Here is an 18,052-nt window from a genome sequence, read left to right as displayed (position 1 = left end):
AAGTCGACAGCGGTACGTATTCCTACGAACGCGCCCTGAGCTGGTCAGGCGGAGTGGAGATGGCGAGCGGTTGGGGAGGTTTCGGTGGTTGCCGGGTCCGGGTGGGTGCCGAGTAGACGATCGGCGGTGCCGGAGGTGGTCACGGTGAACCAGTAGTGCTCGTTCTTGTAATGGTGATGACGATGGTTTCGCCAAACCGCCCGGTAGAGCGAGCCTTTCGGCTTGTAGTCGGTGTGGATCAGGTAGTGGGTCCACTCGTAGCCGAGGCCGAGGGCGGTGATCATCAGGAGGAAGGTCAGGCCGAGGCCGAGCCGGGGGAAGGCCAGGGTCGCGATCGCGATCAGGACGACAACCAGTACCGAAAGCGTCTTGGTCGGGATGAAGATCAGCGGGATATTGCGCGGATCCACATGGTGCTCGCGGTGTTTGCGGGCCAGTTCGCTATCGATCGGGATCGAGCCGAGTTGCCGCGGCCGCCAATGCAACACCGTGACGTGCACGATCCATTCGAAGACCGGGAAGACCGCGAGCATGACCGCGGGCACCAGCGCATCGGTCGATTGCCAGTCGCCCACAATGATCCGGGCGACCAGCGCCGCCATCAGGGTGGTGCCGATCAGCCATGGCGAAGGGTGCCGGGTGAATTCGCGGAAGGCGGCGGCGAGGGTGAGGCCGCGGCGCAGGGGCCGCTCGTCCTGACGCATACGCGCCGTGGCCGAATCCTTGCTGGATGATTGTGGTTTTGTCATGGTCTTTCCTCGATGGAGTCAGTCGGTGCCGTCCATTCGGTGGCGACCGAGCGATATTCCGAACCGCCGCGGTGATCCGGGATTGCCGATGCCGGATCGCGTATTCGCCATCAGCGTTCGATGTTTTCGGTGCCCTCCAATACTTCGATCAGGGCCGTGGTCGCCGGTTCGAGCAGCGCCCGAGCGGTGTTTGCTGCCTGTTCCGGCGCACCGGCCTCGATGGCGGCGGCCAGGTTTCGATAGGCCTCGACATTGCCCACCTCGGCGGACATGATCGGGGCCAGCGCCGCGAGCGCGGGTTCATAGGCGGCGCGCAACATGTTGAACATCAGCCGGAAAACGATGGAGTCGGCGGCGTCGACGACGTGATCCCAGAACTCCATCGCATGGCGCTGCTGTTCGATCGGATCCTGTTCGGCGGCAAGCGCTTCGACCGTGCGATCCAGGGCAGCGCGCACGCCGGCCGACTCGGTTTTGCCGAGCCGGATCGCCGCGAGTCCGGCCACCTTCGGTCCGTTGTGCAGCCGCGCTTCCAGGATGCTGCGCGCGACCTTCGGTTCCAGCTCACCGGCCTGAACCAGCAGTCGCGGCAGCACCTCCAGCCCGGCCCCGCGCCGGTAGTCCAGCACGGTGGTCGCATCTCCCTGTCGCACCGCCACCAGTCCGGCCGCCGCCAACCGCTGCAGCGCCTCCCGCACCGCCGGCCGCGAAACTCCCAACGCCTCCGCCAACTGCCGCTCGCTGGGCAGCGTCGCGCCGGGCGCCAACTCCCCACTGAGCACATCCGCCGCGATCTGCTCGAATACGTCGCCCGATACCGACCGCTTGACCACAGGTTGCAACGCCATGCCCCCACTCTCCGCCAAATAGGTCAGGAGGTCAAGTGGTCAGACCAGCTTGGTGACTCCTGTGTCTCGCGACGTGCGCGATACACGCTCATATTCGGGTTCGGCTCCGAGGCGGGTCCGCCTGTCGGCGGCCTTGGGAACGTCCCGCTGAGACCAAAACCGCGCAGGCGGCGAGCCGGGTCGGGCTGACAATCGGTGTGGTTCCCGACGCGGGCTCTACCGTCGGCGAAGGGAGCTCGGGGTTGGGGACGGAGCTGCGAGTGGCGCCACGCTGGGTCGGGCCCCAAGCGGCGTAGGCCCGACGCGGGCCCGACTGTCGGCTGCCCTGGGAAGGTCAGCTGGGGTCGGAGCCACGAATGGCGGCGAGCCAGATCGCGGTGGCGGCGGCTACCGAGGTGGCGGCGAGAAAGGCGATGAAGCCACCCGCGGCGACGTAGATCCACATGAGGGCTACGAAAGGCGCGGCGACGGTGGATTGGGCGTCGAGCAGGAGGCGGCGGCGGATCCGCGCGGAATCGGTGGCGAGATTTGCGGCGTCGGGATCGCGGCGGGAGGGATTGTCGATCAGGCGGCCCGGAGGTTCGGAGGTCCGTGCCTTTCCGGATGGATAGAGGTGCTGCGTGGCGGTGTCGACGGAGGTGTCGGTCACGTCGGCCTCGGTCTCCGTCATACCGAGCAGCGCTGGCTCGAAAAACACTGGCAACCAGCGAGTTCGATAGTTCTCGGTGATCTCGAGCCAGCTTCGGCTGACGAGCCGATGTTGCTGTCGCACCCGTTTGATCTCTACGGTTCGCAGGCCGTGGCCGCCTTCGGTTTCCCTGCTGTGGCCGGTATCCGCAATCCCGTCCGTTCCGAACTGTGAGCCGCCATCGCTGCGAGCCGTATTCCTGCGATTCCCGCGCGGTGGGCCGATATCCGCCAAACCGTTCGTCAGGTAGCCCAATGCCCTGGCGAGCTGAAGACCGGTATAGCCCAGAATTCCGAGCGCAACCGTCGCCAATGCCGCCACCTGGTCCACATCGCCGAACGGCGCCCAAGCCAGGCAGACAACCAGGGCGCCGATCGTCACGGAGACCGGATAGGCCAGGGGGTGGCCCGGTCCGAATTTCACTTCAGGAAGCCGACTTTGGTGTAGTCGGGGGAGGCGAGGCCGAACGCGCCGTAGTTGGCGAGGTTGTCGCGCACCGCGTAGGTGCCCGAGGCCTGCTGCAATGGCACCGAATAGCCCTCGGCGAAGATCATCTGATCGCATTTGTTGGCCAGCTCGATGGCCTTCGTCGGATCGAGTTCGGCAATGGTCTGCTCGATCAGCGTATTCAATTCCGGGGATCCGATGCGGGCCTTATTGCTGCCTTGACTGTTCGGGTTGTTCGGGTCATACGCGTAGACCTGTGGCAGCACCCCCAGCGGTAGCACGCTACCGCCCCAGCTGAATTGGGCGATGTCGAAGTTGCCCGGATCGATCACATCCTTGAACAATCCTTGGCCGGGCACGGTTTGGATGGTCATCTTCACCCCGACCTTCGCCAGGTTCTGCTGCACGATCTGCGCGGTCTGCACCCAGCCCTCCTGCTGGTACATCACGTCGCGCAGTTCCAGCTTCCGGCCGTCCTTTTCGCGGACATCGCCGTTGAGCTTCCACCCGAGCGCGTCGAGCATCCGCGCCGCCTCGGCGGGGTCGTAGGCGATGGGAGCCGAATTGTCCTGGTAGCCCTTCTGGCCCTTCATATAGATGTGGTTGTTCAGCGGCGTCGGATTTTCGACGACACCGTTCTGGGCAGCGGTCACCAGGGCCTGCCGATCGATTGCCTTCGAAATGGCAATGCGCAGTTGCGGATCCGCGAGCAGCGCGCCCTTGCCGCCATTGAAGGTCAGATGCGACCAACTGGGCTCGGGCGTGCGCCGCACCACCACATTCTTGGAGTTCCTGGCCCCGGTCACATTCTCGATGCCGGACATATAGGCATAGTCGATCTCGTTGTTCTGGATCCCGGGCAGCACCGCGGAATCGTCGAGCACGCTGAGCGTGATCGTGTCCAGCTTCGGGGTATCGCCCCACCATTTCGGATTGCGGCCCAACGTGATCCGGTTCTGCGCGCGATCGATGCTGGTGAGCACGAACGGACCCGAGCTGACCGGGAGGGTGTCGTGGTCGGCGTTGCTGAACGCATCCGGGGTGGCAGTGACGGACTTCGGATACAGCGGACTGAATTGACCCTGCCATTCGGCATAAGGCTTATCGAAGGTGACGATCGCCTGCCGGTCGTCCTCGCCGCGTTCGACCGTTTCGACCCGGTCGAAGCCACTTGGGGAGGAGATGAGGAAGCCGGGGTCCTTCGTGCTCAGCGCGGCCGCCTCTGATCGCAGGTCCTCCCAGGTGATCGGGGTGCCGTCGGACCATACGGCCTTCGGGTTGATCGTGTAGGTGACCTGCTGGGGGCTGGTATTCGTCAGCTTGATGTCGGTGAAGTAATTGTGATCGACGGTTAGTTCTCCCGCGGCATTGCTCACCCAGGGCGACGGCATGGTCGGATTGATCACCGAGGCCGTGGTATCCGTGGTGCCGTCGATATGCAGATAGTTGAAGTTCTCCGGGAAGTTGGTGATGGCAAGGCGCAGATTCCCGCCGTCGCGCAGCTCGCTGCGATCCTTGGGGTTGATGTCGTTGGTACTACCGATATCGACCGCGCCGGGCGTGATGCTGTTGTCGGAGCAACCGGTCACGATCAGGCCGAGCGCGACAACCGGAACTGCTACCGCGGTTGCGAATCTCATTTCTCGAACCCGACCTTGGTGTAATCCGCCGACGCGAGGCCGAAGGCGCCGTAGTTGGCCAGCCCCTCGCGCACTGCCACGGTGCCCGCGGACTGCACGATCGGCAGCGAGAAGCCCTCGTCGAAGATCATCTTGTCGCATTCGTTGGCCAGCTCGATGGCCTTTTCGGGATCGAGTTCGGCGATCGTCCGTTCGATCAGCGCATTCAGTTCCGGGGAGCCGATCTTGCCCTTATTGCTCAACGTATTCGCCGGGTCGAAGGCATAGATCTGCGGCAGCGCACCCAGCGGGAGGATGCCGCCGCTCCAGGTGAACTGGACGATGTCGAAATTGCCCGGGTCGACCACATCGGTGAAAAGCCCGTTGCCCGGGTAGGTCTGGATGAGCAGTTTGACGCCGATCTTGGCCAGATTCTGCTGCGCGATCTGGGCCATCTGCACCCAGCTCTCCTGTTGGTACATCACATCGCGGATTTCCAGCTTGCGACCGTCCTTTTCGCGGACATCGCCGTTGAGCTTCCACCCGAGATCATCGAGTTCTTTGGCGGCCTGTTCGGGGTTGTAGGCCACCGATGCCGCATTGTTCTGATAGCCCTTCTGACCAACCATGAAAATGTGGTTGTCGAGTGGCTTCGGGTCGACCACGACGCCCTGCTGGGCCGAGGTCGCGATGGCCTGCCGATCGATACCCTTCGAAATGGCAACGCGCAGTTCGGGATCCGCGAGGATCGAGCCGGGCGCGCCATTGAAGGTGAAGTGCGAGAAGCGTGGCGCGGGGGCGCGGCGCACCTTGATGCCGGGCGCGTTCGAGGCCGTCTTGACCTCATCGATGCCCGATACCGATGCCGAATCCAGTTCGTTGTTCTGCAGTGCGTTCAGTCGCGCCGAATAGTCGAGCACGCTGTAGGTGACCGTATCCAGCTTCGGCGTATCACCCCACCACTTCGGATTGCGGCTCAGTACGATTCGCTGCTGCGCCTTGTCGATCGAGGTGATCATGAACGGACCCGCCGAAACCGGCAGGCCATTGCGGTTGACGTCGTCGAAGGCCTGCGGGGTCGCGGTCGACGCCTTGGGGTAGACCGTGCTGAAGATGCCCTGCCATTCCGCATAGTGCTGGGCCATGGTGACGATCGCCTGCCGGTCGTCGACTCCGCGTTCGACCGTGCCGATCTGCGCGTAGCCCTGGGTTGCCGCCACCTGGAAGGCCGGGTTGCGCCCGCTGAGCGCCTCGGCCTGGGATTTCAGATCTTCCCAGGTGATGGGCGTGCCGTCGGTCCAGACCGCCTTGGGATTGATCGTGTAGACGATGGTCTGCGGATTCGTATTGGTGAGTTTGATCTCGGTGAAATAGTTGGTGTCGGTGGTGATATCGCCCGCCGCATCGGATTTGACCGAGCCCGGCAATGCCCACCCGACCAGATCGGAGACCTCACCGTCGGAGTCGACGTGGGATGCATTGAACGTCGCCGGGAAGTTCGTCAGCGCCAGCCGCAGATTTCCGCCGTCGCGCAGGTCGCCGGCGTCCTTCGGATTGATGTCGTTGGCCGTGCCGATCGAGCTGGAGCCCGCCGTCACGTCATCGCCCGACCCGCACCCGGACAGAATCAGCGCGATGGCGACGGCGGGTGCCGCGATCCGAATTCCCACCCGACGCTGCCGGGTGATGCGTGCTGTTGTCATTTCACGAATCCGATCTTGGTGTAGTCGTAGGACGCGAGGCCGGGGGAACCGATATTGGCGAGATTCGCGCGGACGCCGAAGCTGCCGTCGCTCTGCATCAGTGGCAGCGAATGACCCTCCTCGAACACCTTGCGATCCACCTCATTGGCCAGCTCGAGCGCCTTCGCCGGATCCAGTTCCGAGAGGGTGCGATCGATCAGGGCATTGAGCTCCGGCGAGCCGACGCGGGCGTAATTGCCCTGCAAATCGTTAGGGTCGTAGTAGTAGGCCTGTCGAATACTGCTGAACGCGAACGCATCACCCACCCAGATGAACTGGGCGGCGTCGAAATCGCCGGGCTGGATGACATCGGTGAAGTAGCCCGCCCCCGGCCTGGTGTCGATGGTCAGCCCGACGCCGATCTTGGCGAGGTTCTGCTGGATGATCTGGGCGACCTGCACCCAGGTCGGATCGTTGTACATGACATCGCGGATGACGAGCTTGCGCCCGTCCTTCTCCCGCACGTCGCCGTTGAGCTTCCACCCCGCCTCGTCGAGTTCGCGCGCCGCGGCGGTCGGATCGAAGCCGAGGCTATTGTCCTGATAGCCCGCCTGTCCCTGCAGGAAAATGTGATTGTTCAGCGGCTTCGGATTCTCCACCAGCCCGTTCTGAATCGCGGTGACGATCGCCTGCCGATCGATGGCCTTCGAAATGGCAACGCGCACTTTGGCATCGGACAGGATGGACCCCGGCGCGCCGTTGAAGGTGATGTGGCGCCAGCGATTACCCGGCGCGCGACGCACCACCAGGCCGCCGGTATTGCGCACCGTCTGGACATCGTCGACCGTGGTCAGCTGCACCAGGTCGAGTTCGTTGTTCTGCAGCGCCGTGGTCCAGGCCGAGTGATCGAGCACGCTGTAGGTGATGGTGTCGAGTTCGGGCTTGGACCCCCACCATTTCGGGTTGCGGCCCAGCACGATTCGGCCCTGCGACCGGTCGGTGGAGACGACCTGGAATGGTCCGGCACTCGGCCCCATCGCATCGGCGAGGCTGTTGTTGAACGAATCCGGGTCGGCGGTTACGGATTTCGGGAACAGTGAGGCGTTGCCCGCGAACTGACCGCGCCATTCGGCGTAGGGGTGGCTGAAGGTCAGAACGGCCTCGCGGTCGTCGACGCCGCGCTCCACCTTGTCCACGAATTCGAAGCCGTTGGTGATGGCGATCAGGAATCGCTTGTCCCTACCGCTGAGCGCGTTGGCCTCGGATTTGATGTCTTCCCAGGTGATCGGATTGCCGTCGGACCATACGGCCTTCGGGTTGATTGTGTAGGTGACCTGCTGCGGGTTGGTGCCGGTCAGCGCGACATCGGTGAAAAAGTCCTTGTTGATGGACAATTCGCCTGCTGCGTTGGTGTCGAACGCGCGCGGCATCAGCGGCCGTTCGATATCGGCTATCTCGCCGTCGTTACCGTCATTGGACAGGGTGTTCCAGTTGGCCGGATACGTCGTGGTCGCCAGGCGCAGATTCCCACCGTCGCGGACTTCCTCGACGCGCTTGGGGTTGATGTCGTTGGCGGTGCCGAGCGTATCCGACAGCCCCGCCGTCGAGTCGCCGCCCGGACCACAGCCCGCCGCGATCAGACCCAGTGCGACAACCGGTGCCGCCCATTTGGTTCGGGTTCTCGATCGCATCGCGCTCTCCCTCTATCGGCTGACGACCGGCACCGGGACCGCATCGATCAACGCCCGGGTGTATTCGTTGCCGGGACGGTCGAAGATCTGTTCGGCGGGTCCGGCCTCGACGATCTTCCCGCGATACATCACCGCGATATCGTGGGCCAGATTGCGGACCACCGAAAGATCGTGGGAGACGAACAGATACGACAGACCGTGTTCGGTCTGCAGGTTGCGCAGCAGATTCAGCACACCCGCCTGGATCGACACATCCAGTGACGACACCGGCTCGTCCAGCACGAGAATCTCCGGATCCAGGGCCAGGGCACGGGCAATGCTGATGCGTTGCTTCTGGCCGCCGGAGAAATCGGCGGGATAGCGGTCGGCGTGTTCGGGCCGCAGACCGACCTGCTCGAGCAATTGCGGTACCCGCTTGGCGATTTCGGTGCGGGGCCTGCCATCGATGCGCATCGGTTCGGCGAGCACGTCGAAGATCGGCAGCCGCGGATCCAGAGCGGCCGTCGGATCTTGGAAGACGATCTGCATCTTCCGGCGGATCTCCCGCCTGCGCGCCTTGGTCAGGGTCGCGGTATCGCTGCCCATGATCTCGATGGTGCCCTCTTGCGGCTTCACCAGGTCGAGAATCTGGGTGAGTGTGGTGGATTTTCCGGATCCGGACTCACCGACCAGCGCCAATGTGCGCCCGGCGCGCACCTCGAAGCTGATGCCGTCGACGGCGCGGACCTCGCCCTTACGGCGCTTGAACACCACGCCCGAGGTGATCGGATAGGTCTTCACGAGATCCGAAACCCGCAGCACCACACGCTCATCGGTATCGGCTTCGGCGGATGGCTCCGAAATCTCCTGGCGGTAGGCCTCGAACAGATCGGCGGAGGTGACTTCCGCGGTGCGGATGCAGGCGGCCGAATGACCGGGGCCGGTCTTCTCCAACGGCGGTTCGGCCGCACGGCAGTCATCGATAGCGATGGGGCAGCGGGGTGCGAACGAGCAACCCGGCGGCAGCGCGTGCATGGCCGGCGGTGCACCGACGATCGGGATCAGCGGGCTGCGGGCCGGACCGTCCATGCGCGGTATCGAGCCGAGCAGGCCGACCGTATACGGCATCCGCGGTGTGGCGAAAAGCTCTGCCGCCGGTGCGGTTTCGACGATCTTCCCGGCGTACATCACCGCGACCCGATCGGCGAGCGTGGCCGCGATGCCCATATCGTGGGTGATCATGATGACACCGGCGCCGGTGATATCGCGCGCCTTGCGCAGCAGATTCAGGATCTGCTTCTGCACCGTCACATCGAGTGCGGTGGTCGGCTCATCGCAGATGATCAGCGCGGGATCATTGGCAATGGCCATGGCGATGACCACACGCTGACGCATACCGCCGGAGAACTCGTGCGGAAATGCCTTGGCGCGCAATGCCGGTTCCGGAATGCCGACCAGATCCAGCAGCTCGACGGCCCGTGCCGAGGCCACTCGACCGGTCATATCCGTATGTGCGAGTAGGGCTTCGGCGACCTGATCGCCGATTCGATACACCGGTGTCAGTGCCGAGAGCGGGTCCTGGAACACCATGCTGATGGAACGTCCACGCAGCTTGGACAATTGGCGATCGCCGAGCCCGAGCAACTCGCGGCCGCGCAGCCGGATGGAGCCGTTGATCCGCGCTTGCTCCGGCAGCAATCCGATCACCGCGAGCGAGGAGACCGACTTGCCGGATCCGGATTCGCCGACGATGGCGAGCACTTCGCCGTCGGAGACGGTGTAGTTCACCCCGCGCACCGCGTCGATGCGGCCCTCTTCGCTGGGGAAGGAGACCCGCAGGTCGGAGACCTCCAACAGCGGTGCGGTCGAGTTCTTTTCGGTGGAGACCTTGTCCGCTGGGCCCGTCACGCCGCTACCTTCTCTTCCGACCCAGCCTTCTTGCGCGAGCGAGCCCGTTTGGCACTGGGATCGAACGCGTCCCGCAAGCCGTCACCGACCAGATTCGCCGAGAGCACGATGACGATCAGCAGTCCACCGGCGAACATGAACAGCCAGGGGAAAGTGAGCGCCGATGCGGTGCCCGAGGCGATGAGCGTGCCGAGTGAGACATCCGGCGACTGCACACCGAATCCGAGGAAGCTCAAACCGGTTTCGGCCATGATCGACGCGCCTACCGACAGTGTGGTGTCGATGATCAGGATCGAGGCGATATTCGGCAGGATATGACTCAGGATCACCGTCCTGGTCGGCGCGCCCATATATCGTGCGGCCTTGACGAATTCGCGTTCACGCAGACTCATGGTCAGGCCGCGCACGATGCGCGCGCTGATCATCCAGCCGAAGACACTGAGCAGCAGGATCAACAGCAGGATGGACCCGCTGCCCTTCGTCTTCGGCGCGAACAGCGCGACGATGATGAAACTCGGCACCACCAGCAGCAGGTCGACCAGCCACATGATGGCCTTATCGGTGAAACCGCCGATGAGGCCGGCGATCGAACCGGTCAGCGCCGCGATGGTGGTGCTGATGATGGCGACGCAGAAGCCGATGATCAGCGATTTCTGCATACCGCGCAGGGTTTGGGCGAGTACGTCGTGGCCGATGGCGTCGGTGCCGAAGGGATGCTCGGGAGAGGGCGGCTTACGCAGCGCGGTGCCGTCGAGTTCCTGATAATCCCAGGTCCAGAAGTACGGCAGCACATAGGCGACCAACACGAGGATCAGCAGCACGATCACGCCTGCGACGGCGGCCTTATTGCGCAGGAACCGCCGCAGCACGAGCCTGCGCCGACCCGAGGCAGCCGCGACTTCCGGCGCGCCCTGGACAATGATTTCGGCTTCTGTCATCCCACACGCACCCTGGGGTCGAGAATCGCGTACACGACATCGGAGAGCAGACCCGATACCAGTACGACAAGACCGGCGAATGCCGTCACCGTGACGACAACGTAGAGGTCCTGGGCATTGATCGAATTGACCAGCCATTCCCCGACGCCGTGCCAGCCGAAGATCTTCTCGGTGAAGGTCGCGCCGGTGATCAAACCGCCGAGGCTGTAGGCGAACAGCGTCGCCATCGGGATCAACGCGGTCCGCAGGCCGTGCTTGTAGAGCGCCTTGTTGCGGGTCAGACCTTTGGCTCGGGCGGTACGGATGAAATCGCTCTGCAGCACGTCGAGCATGGCATTGCGCTGGTAGCGACTGTAACCGGCCATCGCGCCGAGGGCCAGACCGGCCGTCGGCAGCACCAGATGCTGGAGGCGGTCGAGCAATTGCGGGAAGAAGCCGTTGATCTTGTTCGCCGAGGTCTCGCCGGTATACAGGAAGATCTGCGATCCGGTGAGCGTATTCACTTCCAGCGCACCGTATTTCAGCAAGGTGGCGAGCAGGAACACCGGCGTGCTCAGCACCAGCAGGGACACGACCGTGGTGAAGTAATCACTGAATTTGTATTGCCGGATCGCCCCGGCCGCACCGATCAAAACCCCGAGCACTGTACCGACGATCGAACCGATGATCAGCAGCCGCAGACTCACCAGCACCCGGCGCGGCAGTTCCTCACTGACCGGCTGCCCGGCCAGCGTCTGGCCGAAGTCACCCTGCGGGATGCCCTTCAGCCAGCTGATATAGCGCTGTGGGATCGGCTCGTTGAGATGCAGCTGTTCGGCCTTGGCATCGATCACCGCCTGCGGCGGACGTGGATTGCGCTGTTCGAGACTGTCCAGCGGCGTGAACGTCAGCGACGCCAGACTGAACGTCAGGAACGAGGCCAGCAGCAACAGCACGACATAATTGAACGCGCGTCGTAGCAGGAAGCCGGTCATCAGTCCTCTGGTCCTACGGCTGGTCGGGCCAGCATCGAGTATTAGTCCCTGATCATAAGGACGTGCGTGCGAGCGTGCGTGACACGCGTGAGATCGGCATGTCCTCTATTCTGTCGAGACCGGTGTTTCCAGGCTTTTCCGGTGCTCAAAGGGGGACTGCATGGGTTATCCGCAATATGAGCCATATCCATCGGTCCCGGCACCCGCACCCGGTGGCGGCACCGCGATCACGGCTGGGGTGCTGGCGAGTATCGGCAGTGTGGGCCAATTACTCGGCGGCGGTTTCAATATCGTGCTCGGGCTCACCGACCTGGCCCGTGATCTCTCGGAGTACGACTCGACCGGCCTGTTCGCGCAGAGCTGGATCAAGACCTACTTGCTGGTGGCTGGTTCGATCGCGGTGGTGACGGCGTTCCTGCTCGGTATCGGCGCGATCATGATGTTCACCAGGCGCCCGCTCGGTCGGGTGTTCGTCGTCGCCGGATGCGCGGTGGTGGTGATCGCGGGGATCACGGAGTACGCGGTAACCCTGCACTACACCACCTCGGGCGGGAGCGCGGCGGAGATCGGCGGCGGCATCGGTGGTCTGTTCGGGTTGATCTTCCCGATCACGACCGCGGTGCTCGCCCTGGTGCCCCCGACAACGCGCTGGCTCAACCACAACCCGGTAGCCGCGCCGCCCGTGGCCATGTATCCGTATGGACCTGGCGCTCCAACCGGTGGGTATCCGTCCGGACCTGCCGTGCGACCAGCTGGGTATCCGTCCGGACCCGCTGTACCAGCGGCCAGGTATCCGTCCGGTCCGACGCCCTATCCACCGTCGCCTTATCCGCAATACGGTCCGTCAGCCGATGTTCCCCCGTATCCGCAAGCAGGTACCGATCAGGCGGGCGCGCAGCCCCAATGGGGAGCGAATCCGCAGGCAGCACCGGATTCTCCGCCACCGGATCTGGCGAAACGGCAGTCCGACCCGGCGATGAACGCCGAGGACTCCCCGTGGCGGCGACCGCCGTCACAGTGATAGCCGCGACCTCGCCGAGATGGTCTTCCGGCAGGATGGAATAGGTGACTCGCCTGCACCTGCCCAAGCCGAAGATGGTTGCTACCGATGTGGACGGCACCCTCATCGATCACGACGAGCGGGTCACCGCGCGAACCAAGGCGGCGGTGGCTGCCCTGATCACCGATGGGGTGCCGTTCGTACTCGCCACCGGACGGCCGCCGCGCTGGATCGATCCGGTGGTCGACGGACTGGGTTATGCGCCGCTCTGCGTCTGTGGCAATGGTGCGGTGATCTACGACAGCGCCGCGGACCGCGTGCTCGCCAGCCGGACCCTGGACGTGGACACCCTGGCCTGGATCGCCGACCTGGCCGAACGCGCACTGCCCGGCTGCGGTCTGGCCGCCGAACGCGTCGGCGCCAGTGCACACGACGCGGTGACGCCGCAATTCGTCAGCTCACCGGAATACGAACACGCCTGGCTGAATCCGGATGACACCGAGGTTTCGCGCGCCGAGGTCATCGATGCGCCTGCGATCAAAATGCTGGTCCGACTACGCGGCACCCCCAGTGCCGATATGCGCGCGGTTCTCGCACCGCTGATCGGCGACCGCGCCGATATCACCTATTCGACCGACCACGGCCTGATCGAACTCTCGGCAACCGGCGTCACCAAGGCGTCCGGCCTGACCAGCGTCGCCCAACGCCTCGGTGTCGAACATTCGGCGATCATCGCATTCGGCGATATGCCCAACGATGTTCCGATGCTGTCGATGGTCGGCCACGGCGTCGCGATGGCCAATGCGCATCCGGAGGCGCTCGCCGCCGCGGACGAGATCACGGCGGCGAACTCCGAAGATGGTGTGGCGCAAGTGCTCGAGCGCTGGTGGGTGTGAACGCCCGGGTCAGCTGGCCGGGACCGGATCGGGGCCCGGCGCGACGACCTGGCCGACCGGGTTGCGGTTGACCTGCTGCTGGTAGGTGTCGTTATAGGTCTTCCAGACGGTGGTGATGATGCCGGTCAGCTGGTTGAGAATCAGTGAGCCGTACTGGAAGTCGGTTCGCAGCCCGTTCGGCGCCGCGTAGCCGTTGCTCATCGGCAGCCCGAGCAGCCCGGCATCCCCGCCGAGGGCGAGGAAGCGATCCAGGATCGCGCCCATCACCTCGAACACCTGACCGTTCGGTCCGGTATAGACGTACCCGTTGACGAACTTCGCGTACTGCTGCCCCTGCGCGGCGGGCAGCGGCTCCGACACCGGCTTGCCGAGCGGACCGTCCGGACCGCCCTTATCGGCCCAGTGCCTGGCGATCGCATTCTGATTCACCATGCCGAGCAGCTTGGCCGTGAGTGCGGCCAGCGTGGCGATATCGCTCTGCGGGGTGGTCTGCATCTGCGGTTGCTGGGTTGGCGGCGCCTGTGCCTGCCGTTGCGGCTTGGTAGAGGTGCCGGACGGTGCCGAAATGCCCGCTGCGATATCCCGAATGCGGTCCATATCGGCGTAGGCGGAGTCACCGGGGCAACTGGTGTTGCCGACATCGCGATGCGCGAACACCACCGGCAGCCGAACCGCCTCACCCTGCGCATACGAGGTGAATTCGGTGCCCTCGGAATACATCGTGGTGTAGCCCTTGGGATCCAGGCCCGCGATCTTGGACCGCCACCCGATGAACCGGCCGATCGCATTGATCGCCTCTTCCGAGGGTTCTGCGGATTCGTAGTTGCCCATCAGTGCGACGCCCGAAGTGTTCTCGTTGAACCCACCCGCGTGCGCGCCCTGCACCGGGCGATCCAGTCCGCCGAAGCGGCCCTCGAAGATCTGGCCGTATTTGTCCACCAGTGCGTTGTAGCCGATATCGCACCAGCCCAACGTCTTTGCGTGATACGTGTAGATCGCGCGGACGATGCCCGCCGATTCGGCCGGGGTGTAGTCGTTGCGACCCGCGGTGTGGTGCACGGTGAGGCCGCCGAGCTGGTCGTCGTAGGTGGGTTCCTCGCAGCGGATGGATTCGTCCGCGCCCCACTGGGATCGGGTGATGACATTGGGTCCGCCACCGGGAAGCGCCGCGGCGACATTTTTGAGTGCGCCATCGATCGCGCCGCGGCCCGGATCGATCAGCACGGCCGTCAGTGCGGCGTCGGTCTGGGCCGGATCATCGGAACGTCCGGCGGCCGGGGTGGGCAGCACTGGCACGGCGCCCTCCGCGTCACCCGCGACCGGAGGACGCGGCACGGTCGCCACGGCAGGCTTGCGGGTCACCAGGATCTGCACGGACTTGGTATTGCCGACGTAGATCGGTTCGGTGCCGGTGGTGCCGCCCGTCGCCCGATCGTTGCGACGGGTGTCGACCGCCTCGGCGTCGTACCAGGGACCCCAACCGCCATCGGACTGCCGTGCCCGGACCAACGTCTTGGTATTCGCCAGATCTTGCGCGGTCAGTGCGACAACGCTGAACGGGGTATCGCGGCTGAGCTCCTTGACCTGCGCACCCACCTGGCTGAGGAGTTCCGGCGGGACGGCGCCGGGTGACAGTGCCGGTGTGTCGGGGGTGACTTCGGGCTCGAGCTGGGCGGGATCGGCGATGAAGGCGGCGGCTGGGGAACGGGCTTGGGTGGGTTGACCCGGGGTTGTGCCCTGAGCTGGGGCGAGGGTCTGACCTGGGATGGTTTCGGCGGGAGTCGATTGACCCGGGATGGTCTGGCCGGGTGCCGATTGACCATGCGTAGTTTGGCCGGGGAGCGATTGGCCGGGGGTGCTCTGGCCTGGAACTGTTTGGCCGGGGAGCGACTGGGCGGGGGTGCTCTGGCCTGGAACCGTTTGGCCAGGCAGTGTTTGGCCGGGTAGCGATTGGCCGGGAACCGTTTGGCCTGGTGTGGTGTGTTCGGGGTTGAGATTGGGTAGGGGAATTTCCGTCGGTAGCTCGACACCGGGCGGCAGTGGCAAACCCTGGGGAACCGGAATGGATTCTGGAATCGGCAGCATGCGTAGATCCGAAAGATGCAGATCAGGCAGGTCGAGACCGGTGAGTTCGCGCAGCGGAAGGGTGATGTCGGGCGCCGTGGTGAGAACCACCTCGGCTAATTGCGCGGGGATTGCGGCGAGCTCGCTACCAGTTGTCGCGCGGTAATCGGACGAATCGCTCAGCGTGAACGTCGCGAGCGGAGCCGCTACCGCAAGTGTGGTGACAACCGGGAGCACGTAGGAACGTTTCGGTTTGCGGTACGGCACGAGCATCTCCAATCAGGTCGAACCGGAGCGATTATCTGCATGAATGTCAGGGTTGCTTCCTGATGCATCAACGACCACACTAGTTCACAACTGTCACATGTCTAAACCTTTAGTTGAGGATTGTGTGATTGCTTGAATGTAGCTCTCGATTTGCGGCCGGATGGAACGACATGCCGACAGGTATCGAACCGATCAGGTCCTGGAAAACCGTGGGAGTGAACGGATGCGAAGTAAACGGCACCGGAATGACACGACGCGGGGGGAGCGAAAATTGCGGATGAAAACGAGTGCGCCACGCGGACGAATTGGTGGGCGGCGGATATCGGGAACTCCGATTTCCATCCGTCCAGTTCTGGTCACCGGTGGTGCGGCCGTGCTGGCCGGCACACTACTCGCGTTCTGGGTCTGGCCGACCGACGCCCTTGTCCGGCCGTTGGCGGGACCGGGCCATGGGCGCGGTATGAGTCAGGTCGGCGCGTTCGACAGCGCCCTGGAAGGCTGGACAGCCGAACGCATCCTCGATCACTACTACCCGGGCGCGGCGCTCAGCAAAATCTCGGCGACCACCGTCGGGGTGCGGCTGTTCGCCCAAGACGATTCGACGCTGGACGTCTATGCCGACGCCGGATTGCGAGTCGCGGGCCAAATGCTGCCGCGCGGCCAGGTCGCGCATCTCACCGCGCTGCCCGACGGCGGCGCGAATGTGGTTGTCACGATGGGCTGTGACGGTGCGGTGCTGTGGCAGCGGGCGACCGCCGACCCGTGGATCTATCCGCTCAACCCGCGGCCCAACCGTCCGGCCGCCGAACATCTGACGCTGTGTGGTGGTTCGGCATATCGCGGCTCACTCGGCGTTGCCATGGAAAACGGTGAGGCGCGCACGGTGAACCGCGTCGACGTCGAGGACTATCTGCTCGGTGTCGTCCCGGCGGAGGTACAGGCCAACTGGGTCGACAAGGGAGCGACGGAAGCCCTTCGCGCACAAGCGATCGCGGCACGTTCGTATGCGCTGGCGGAGCACCGCCACCTATACGCGCAGACTTGCGATATCACCGACTGCCAGGAGTATCCCGGCACTGCCAAGGAGGATCCGCGCGCGGCCGCCGCCATCGCATCGACCGCGGGAACGGTGCTTTTGCGGGACGGCCGAATCCTGCGTTCGGAGTACTCCTCCGCACCCGACGGTGGGGAACCGGCCGATATCTACGCCTTCGATGTCGGACCGACGCCCGCCGAGCTCGGCACCCCGGTGGTCGGTGCGGGTAATCCTGTCGATCCCCGCAAGCAGACCCTCGTCGCCGAATCCCCGATCGATGCCGAATACCGCCGGATCGGCGGCGCGAACAGCGCGGTCGGCCGGCCGCTCGGCCCGGAAATGGCGCTACCCCAAAACGCCGGTACCTACCGGCTTTTCACCAACGGCGTCATCATCGAGACACCGACGCTCGGCGCCCAGGTCGTCGACTTCAAGACGCTGATGCAGTTGGTACCGGATACGCACGAGGGCAAGCCGGGGGGCTCGGCGCCGCCTGGCAGCAACGAGCGCGCCGTACCACCCGGCGCGAATGGCACACCCGAGACCGCGGTGCCCGGTGCTGCGAATGGCGTGCCTGAAAGCGCGCCGCCCGGACGTGCGCCCGGTGTGAAGAGCTCACCTGAAAGCGCGGTGCCCGGTGTTGCGAATGGCGTGCCTGGAAGCGCGCCGCCCGGACGTGCGCCCGGTGTGAAGAGCTCACCTGAAAGCGCGGTGCCCGGTGTTGCGAATGGCGTGCCTGGAAGCGCGCCGCCCGGACGTGCGCCCGGTGTGAAGAGCTCACCTGAAAGCGCAGTGCCCGGCGGCGCGAACGCCGTGCCCGGCAATGTCGCACCCGGGCGCGTGCTGCCCGGCGGCAATGTATTGCCCGGGAACGCATTGCCGAGTGCTGCGAATGGTGCGCCTGAAAGCGTGCCGCCCAGCGGCAACATATTTCCCGAGAGCGCGTTGTGGGATGGTTCGAATGCCTCGCCCGAAAGCGTGCCGCCCGGGGGCGCGCTCGCGCCCGAAAATGCCGGGTCGCCGGGACTTTCCGCAGTACCGGGCGCCGCCATCGCGCCCGAGGTCTCGGTCCCGCCCGGAACCACCGTCGCACCGACCACCGCATCAACCCCAACTCCGCCACCCCCACGCGGTCCCGCGATCCCCTCGGCCGCGCCGACAAGTGAGGAATCGGAGCTGACCGAAGAGCTCTAGTCGCCCTACGCACCTTTGTGGTCCACTTGCCTCTCGGCCTCTCGGCCTCTCGGCCTCTCGGCCTCTCGGCCT

General features: G+C 64.7%; 13 protein-coding genes. 3 read left to right on the top strand and 10 right to left on the bottom strand.

Features of this window, described 5'->3' with window-relative positions; translation table 11 throughout:
• Positions 1-44 precede the first annotated feature (44 nt).
• The 9 genes from ACFYOW_RS40740 to ACFYOW_RS40700 form a co-directional block, all read right to left on the bottom strand.
• Positions 45-704 (bottom strand): sterol desaturase family protein, encoded by a 660-nt coding sequence (locus ACFYOW_RS40740; RefSeq protein ID WP_387295952.1) that lies wholly within the window; start codon positions 702-704, stop codon positions 45-47.
• Between the two features lie 155 nt (positions 705-859).
• Positions 860-1,597 (bottom strand): FadR/GntR family transcriptional regulator, encoded by a 738-nt coding sequence (locus tag ACFYOW_RS40735; protein ID WP_387295893.1) that lies wholly within the window; start codon positions 1,595-1,597, stop codon positions 860-862.
• 334 nt (positions 1,598-1,931) lie between these two features.
• Positions 1,932-2,708, bottom strand: coding sequence for a hypothetical protein (locus tag ACFYOW_RS40730; RefSeq protein WP_387295891.1), 777 nt, complete (start codon positions 2,706-2,708; stop codon positions 1,932-1,934).
• Positions 2,705-4,372, bottom strand: coding sequence for an ABC transporter family substrate-binding protein (locus tag ACFYOW_RS40725; RefSeq protein ID WP_387295889.1), 1,668 nt, complete (start codon positions 4,370-4,372; stop codon positions 2,705-2,707). The genes ACFYOW_RS40730 and ACFYOW_RS40725 overlap by 4 nt, the downstream gene beginning before the upstream one ends.
• A complete protein-coding gene (locus ACFYOW_RS40720) occupies positions 4,369-6,054 on the bottom strand; it encodes an ABC transporter family substrate-binding protein (RefSeq protein ID WP_387295887.1) in 1,686 nt (561 codons plus the stop codon). The genes ACFYOW_RS40725 and ACFYOW_RS40720 overlap by 4 nt, the downstream gene beginning before the upstream one ends.
• Complete coding sequence (locus tag ACFYOW_RS40715) at positions 6,051-7,724, bottom strand: ABC transporter family substrate-binding protein (RefSeq protein WP_387295885.1); 1,674 nt, start codon at positions 7,722-7,724, stop codon at positions 6,051-6,053. Before ACFYOW_RS40715 ends, ACFYOW_RS40720 begins: the two co-directional genes overlap by 4 nt.
• Before the next feature lie 12 nt (positions 7,725-7,736).
• Positions 7,737-9,611, bottom strand: coding sequence for an ABC transporter ATP-binding protein (locus tag ACFYOW_RS40710; protein WP_387295883.1), 1,875 nt, complete (start codon positions 9,609-9,611; stop codon positions 7,737-7,739).
• Positions 9,608-10,549 carry an ABC transporter permease gene (locus tag ACFYOW_RS40705; protein ID WP_387295881.1) on the bottom strand — a complete coding sequence of 314 codons (942 nt, stop codon included), beginning with the start codon at positions 10,547-10,549 and terminating at the stop codon, positions 9,608-9,610. The genes ACFYOW_RS40710 and ACFYOW_RS40705 overlap by 4 nt, the downstream gene beginning before the upstream one ends.
• Positions 10,546-11,523 (bottom strand): ABC transporter permease, encoded by a 978-nt coding sequence (locus ACFYOW_RS40700; protein WP_063039893.1) that lies wholly within the window; start codon positions 11,521-11,523, stop codon positions 10,546-10,548. The genes ACFYOW_RS40705 and ACFYOW_RS40700 overlap by 4 nt, the downstream gene beginning before the upstream one ends.
• A 160-nt stretch (positions 11,524-11,683) precedes the next feature.
• On the opposite strand from ACFYOW_RS40700, the gene ACFYOW_RS40695 reads away from it, so the two are divergent.
• Positions 11,684-12,544 carry a hypothetical protein gene (locus ACFYOW_RS40695; protein ID WP_387295879.1) on the top strand — a complete coding sequence of 287 codons (861 nt, stop codon included), beginning with the start codon at positions 11,684-11,686 and terminating at the stop codon, positions 12,542-12,544.
• Positions 12,545-12,618: 74 nt separating this feature from the next.
• Positions 12,619-13,419, top strand: a complete 801-nt coding sequence (locus tag ACFYOW_RS40690; protein ID WP_387295950.1) for an HAD family hydrolase — start codon at positions 12,619-12,621, stop codon at positions 13,417-13,419.
• A gap of 9 nt (positions 13,420-13,428) precedes the next feature.
• Here the strand turns inward: ACFYOW_RS40690 and ACFYOW_RS40685 are convergent, their stop codons facing one another.
• Positions 13,429-15,750 carry an N-acetylmuramoyl-L-alanine amidase gene (locus tag ACFYOW_RS40685; RefSeq protein WP_387295877.1) on the bottom strand — a complete coding sequence of 774 codons (2,322 nt, stop codon included), beginning with the start codon at positions 15,748-15,750 and terminating at the stop codon, positions 13,429-13,431.
• A gap of 277 nt (positions 15,751-16,027) precedes the next feature.
• On the opposite strand from ACFYOW_RS40685, the gene ACFYOW_RS40680 reads away from it, so the two are divergent.
• Complete coding sequence (locus tag ACFYOW_RS40680; protein ID WP_387295875.1) at positions 16,028-17,980, top strand: SpoIID/LytB domain-containing protein; 1,953 nt, start codon at positions 16,028-16,030, stop codon at positions 17,978-17,980.
• Positions 17,981-18,052: the final 72 nt, after the last annotated feature.

Source organism: Nocardia sp. NPDC006982 (assembly GCF_042869435.1).
Lineage (GTDB): Bacteria > Actinomycetota > Actinomycetes > Mycobacteriales > Mycobacteriaceae > Nocardia.
This window is presented reverse-complemented; position numbering and strand designations above follow the sequence as displayed.

Excerpts from the sequence above, each read along its gene's own strand:
- ACFYOW_RS40700 (WP_063039893.1), bottom strand. The coding sequence starts at position 11,523 with ATGACCGGCTTCCTGCTACGACGCGCGTTCAATTATGTCGTGCTGTTG.
- ACFYOW_RS40735 (WP_387295893.1), bottom strand. The coding sequence starts at position 1,597 with ATGGCGTTGCAACCTGTGGTCAAGCGGTCGGTATCGGGCGACGTATTC.
- ACFYOW_RS40680 (WP_387295875.1), top strand. The coding sequence starts at position 16,028 with ATGAAAACGAGTGCGCCACGCGGACGAATTGGTGGGCGGCGGATATCG.
- ACFYOW_RS40715 (WP_387295885.1), bottom strand. The coding sequence starts at position 7,724 with ATGCGATCGAGAACCCGAACCAAATGGGCGGCACCGGTTGTCGCACTG.
- ACFYOW_RS40720 (WP_387295887.1), bottom strand. The coding sequence starts at position 6,054 with ATGACAACAGCACGCATCACCCGGCAGCGTCGGGTGGGAATTCGGATC.
- ACFYOW_RS40705 (WP_387295881.1), bottom strand. The coding sequence starts at position 10,549 with ATGACAGAAGCCGAAATCATTGTCCAGGGCGCGCCGGAAGTCGCGGCT.
- ACFYOW_RS40740 (WP_387295952.1), bottom strand. The coding sequence starts at position 704 with ATGCGTCAGGACGAGCGGCCCCTGCGCCGCGGCCTCACCCTCGCCGCC.
- ACFYOW_RS40695 (WP_387295879.1), top strand. The coding sequence starts at position 11,684 with ATGGGTTATCCGCAATATGAGCCATATCCATCGGTCCCGGCACCCGCA.
- ACFYOW_RS40725 (WP_387295889.1), bottom strand. The coding sequence starts at position 4,372 with ATGAGATTCGCAACCGCGGTAGCAGTTCCGGTTGTCGCGCTCGGCCTG.
- ACFYOW_RS40690 (WP_387295950.1), top strand. The coding sequence starts at position 12,619 with ATGGTTGCTACCGATGTGGACGGCACCCTCATCGATCACGACGAGCGG.